Raw genomic sequence first — 3,656 nt, 5'->3', positions numbered from 1 at the left:
ATAGAAAGATGTTCCCGGTCGCTACAAGAGATTCTGCTTTGCTGGTCCCCAAGAATTTTTGGATTGCGCCACCGATAAATTGAATCACTTTTTGCATGATACCCAAATAATAAAGAGCAGAGATAAGAGCGCTGAAGAAGATGATGATAGGCAGAACACGAACCGCGAAAATGAAACCTGTAGAAGCAAGGTCACCGAAGAGGAATTTGATGCCCTCATCAGCAAAGCTTAGTAACCCAGCAACTCCCTGACTTAAACTTGCTAGCGCTGCTTGTCCCCAGGGAAAATAAAGAACTAAAGCCGCAAACCCCATCTGAAGCAGCAATGCACGAGAAACGGTTTTCCAATTAATTGAAGAACGGTTCTCTGACAGCAGGAACGCACAAACTAACAGTGCAGCAATACCAAATAGACTAAATAGAACACTCATGAATCGGACCTACTGAACGTTTAAAAAGAAAGGAGCACCAAAAACATTGGCAGAAGAGAGAGACAACGCATTGAGTGACAATACACTCACAGATCCAAATTGAAGGAAAACCGAATAGTTCGACATCTTATTTTTACCTTATACAAGCAATTGAACGTAGCTGGTCCGGTCCTTGGGGTCATTCACTGCAGGAGAGCTCTTAACTCGTCCAACTCCATGTGACGGCTTGTATGGGTAAGAGTCCTGAACAACGAACCCTAATTCCCGCTTAAACGGGGCGCAAGTATAGTCAGTAAAAAGAGAGATTCATCACATTTCTATACGCAAACGTTCAAACGCTCAAAATATAAGCAAGCGTGCTATTTTTCAGATTATACCTGTAGGGTAAATAGGGGTATCACGAGCGTAAAAATGGTGAAATCATGAAAAACGAACAATAAATACTCAGTTAAACCCCAAAGACCAAAAATGAGCCATTTTATTCTCGCCAAGCGATGGATTTTAGATATACAATTTACGTCGCTTCATTCGAGGCCTCTGTGCATTCAGAGCATCGTTATGCCGAGATGGTGAAATTGGTAGACACGCTAGCATGAGGTGCTAGTGCCTTAGGTGTGAGGGTTCGAGTCCCTCTCTCGGCACCATTCCTTTCTTTCAAAGAATTTAGAGTGTAATGCAAAGTTCTAAACCGGCAAAACAATCCGCTGACGCTAACCAAATTCTTAGCGAAATAGCGGTGCACGCCCTATTACACCTGCACTTCAAAATCGACGCATCACCGCGAGTTCTTTCCCTTAAAGAACGTAACGATCTACTGCAAAAATGGCTCAAGCCCAAGCTCAAGAGTAATCGCTACAAAGCGATTAAAAAGCCATTAAAGGCGATGACTCAACAGGCAAAAGGGGAAAAGGGGAATCTTGAAGCTCTGCTCGAACGCTGTGTAGGTGCTGGAAAACCCAGTAACCCGCAACCTGATCTAGATAGTTATCTGCTGCTGATTAACGAAGTCGAGAAAAAACTGGGAACTACGGTACTGCTCTCTCGACCTGAAGATGTCGATTTATCTCATGAACAGCATGGTTGCCTGTTGTGTGTCCTATCTGCCAACCTAAATCAGCACTTCGACGATAATAATGCCCTGATCGCTCCCATTTCGATGCTGTTCCGTGGCCCTATGAGTCAACGTTCTTTGTTTCTTGGTAGCATTTATGCCAGCAGCACGTTCAACTATGAAGTCTTGTACCAAGATGACCAGTTCGTACGAATCACACTCGGGTTGGCGTAATTGTAATTAGCTGCCAAGGCACAAATAAGTTAACTGGGAAAAATTAGTTAACTGGTCGTAAAGATAAGGCCAGACATTCTCATATCTGGCCATTAATGAACCGACTTCGAATCAGATTAAGTAGATGACGCTCTACATCGGTCTCGCCCTTTTCATTCTTCGCTTGATGTTATTTTCTTTGACCATGTAGTCAAACAACGGAGCGAACAAGTTGGCAAACAGAATAGCGAGCATAATACCCTCAGGATAGGCGGGGTTAAGGACTCGAATAAATACTGTCATCACACCAATCAAAATACCGTAGGCCCACTTACCGCTGTTGGTGAAAGCGGCCGATACCGGATCGGTTGCCATGAAAAAGGTGCCGAACGCCACACCACCAATAACAAAGTGCCAGTAGAATGGCATAGAAAACATGGTGTTAGTGTTAGAGCCGACTGCATTTAGCAACAGCGATGTCGCCGCTAACCCTACTAAAACGCCCGCAACAATTCGCCACGAGGCTATCTTCATGAAGATCAGCACCAGGCCTGTAAGCGCGATGAGCATGGTTGACACTTCCCCCATCGACCCCGGCAGGTTTCCAACAAAGGCATCCATCCACGAGATAGGCTGCCCAGTCATGTTATTTATCAAAGCACTTTGGCCACCTTCATACCATTGGCTCAAAGGTGTTGCGCCAGAATAACCATCTGCTGCAACCCACACTGCGCCTCCGGACATGTTAGCTGGGTACGCAAAATACAAGAAAGCACGCCCTGCTAAAGCGGGGTTCAAGAAATTTCTTCCCGTACCGCCAAAAACTTCTTTGGCAACGACTATGCCGAAAGTGATGCCTAACGCCGCTTGCCACAAAGGAACCGTTGGCGGGAGAATCAAAGCAAACAAAATAGAGCTGACGAAGAACCCTTCATTAACCTCATGCTTGCGGACAATCGCAAACAACACTTCCCAGAAACCTCCGACCACAAACACCGTCGCATAGATGGGTAGAAAATAGGTCGCGCCAACGAGCATTTTGCCCGCCCAGTCGGCTTGACTGGCCGCTTCTACCGACCCCCACACCCAACTAAGCCCCCAAGAAGCATCAATCGCTTGTTGGGCCGCTACTTGATCGAGCCCGTAGAGTAAAGCATCACTGGATTGCTGACCTATATTGTACATGCCCCAAAACATAGCGGGGAAGACGGCCAGCCATACCATAATCATGATGCGCTTTAAGTCGATGCTGTCTCGAACGTGGGTAACGCCTTTGTTCACTTTGCCTGGCGTATAAAAAAGGGTTTCGACAGCTTCGAAGAGTGGATAAAAATTGTGGTACCGACCTCCAGGTTCAAACTTTGGTGAGGCCTTTTCAAAATAATGCTTCAAACTCATAACATCTCCTCCTCTAACTAATATTACGAGTGCCGCTTAAAAGCGATCGTTTTTGACCCTTTCCCCCTCATGATGCTTAATCATCAAAGGGTAGATAGGCCGTCTTGTTATGTAAACTTTGGAAGTCACACCTATACTCAGCCAGAAACATAATAATGGAGTGAGTTTATGAATTTAACGATAATGTGGATGGCCATTGCGGCAATCACTGCGCTTCCACTTGCTAACGACGCACTGGCTGGCGACGAACAGATGTCATCGAATTTAAGCAAAGAGTTGCGAGCAGTATGCCGCGCACAAGGAAGCGCTCCCAGAGGTTGGAGAGATGCAAAAGTCACGCCTGATGCTAAACGATCTCTTACTGTAATCCTGCACCAAATGAATGCCACCGGTAAATTAAAACAGATTAACAATGTTAGAACGAAAAGGGTTGGCGGTATACATTACGCAATGGAATTTGAACTCGAAGATGGACAGGTCTGGAATGCCATTGTATTGCACAGTTCCCGAGGGGATTACATGATTGAAAGGCATGCTAAGAAAGGCGAACTCTGCCCTAAACAA

4 protein-coding genes and 1 tRNA gene are annotated in these 3,656 nt (G+C 45.6%); 3 read left to right on the top strand and 2 right to left on the bottom strand.

Going from position 1 to position 3,656, the window contains the following annotated elements:
* Positions 1-430, bottom strand: a 430-nt coding sequence (locus AND4_RS18425; protein WP_009844497.1) for a Na+ dependent nucleoside transporter N-terminal domain-containing protein, incomplete at its 3' end; no start/stop codon positions are given.
* A 560-nt stretch (positions 431-990) separates the two neighbouring features.
* Between AND4_RS18425 and AND4_RS18420 the strand changes: the two genes are divergently transcribed.
* Both AND4_RS18420 and AND4_RS18415 read left to right on the top strand, forming a co-directional pair.
* A tRNA-Leu gene (locus AND4_RS18420) sits at positions 991-1,074 on the top strand.
* Positions 1,075-1,103: 29 nt separating this feature from the next.
* A complete protein-coding gene (locus AND4_RS18415) occupies positions 1,104-1,715 on the top strand; it encodes a DUF2913 family protein (RefSeq protein ID WP_009844496.1) in 612 nt (203 codons plus the stop codon).
* A 132-nt stretch (positions 1,716-1,847) separates the two neighbouring features.
* On the opposite strand, the gene AND4_RS18410 is transcribed toward AND4_RS18415, so the two are convergent.
* Positions 1,848-3,092, bottom strand: coding sequence for an NADH:ubiquinone reductase (Na(+)-transporting) subunit B (locus tag AND4_RS18410; RefSeq protein ID WP_009844495.1), 1,245 nt, complete (start codon positions 3,090-3,092; stop codon positions 1,848-1,850).
* A gap of 168 nt (positions 3,093-3,260) precedes the next feature.
* Here AND4_RS18410 and AND4_RS18405 point away from each other — a divergent pair.
* Positions 3,261-3,656 (top strand): hypothetical protein (locus tag AND4_RS18405; protein ID WP_009844494.1); only part of this gene is annotated, 396 nt, incomplete at its 3' end.

Source organism: Vibrio sp. AND4 (genome assembly GCF_000171815.1).
GTDB lineage: Bacteria > Pseudomonadota > Gammaproteobacteria > Enterobacterales > Vibrionaceae > Vibrio.
This window is presented reverse-complemented; position numbering and strand designations above follow the sequence as displayed.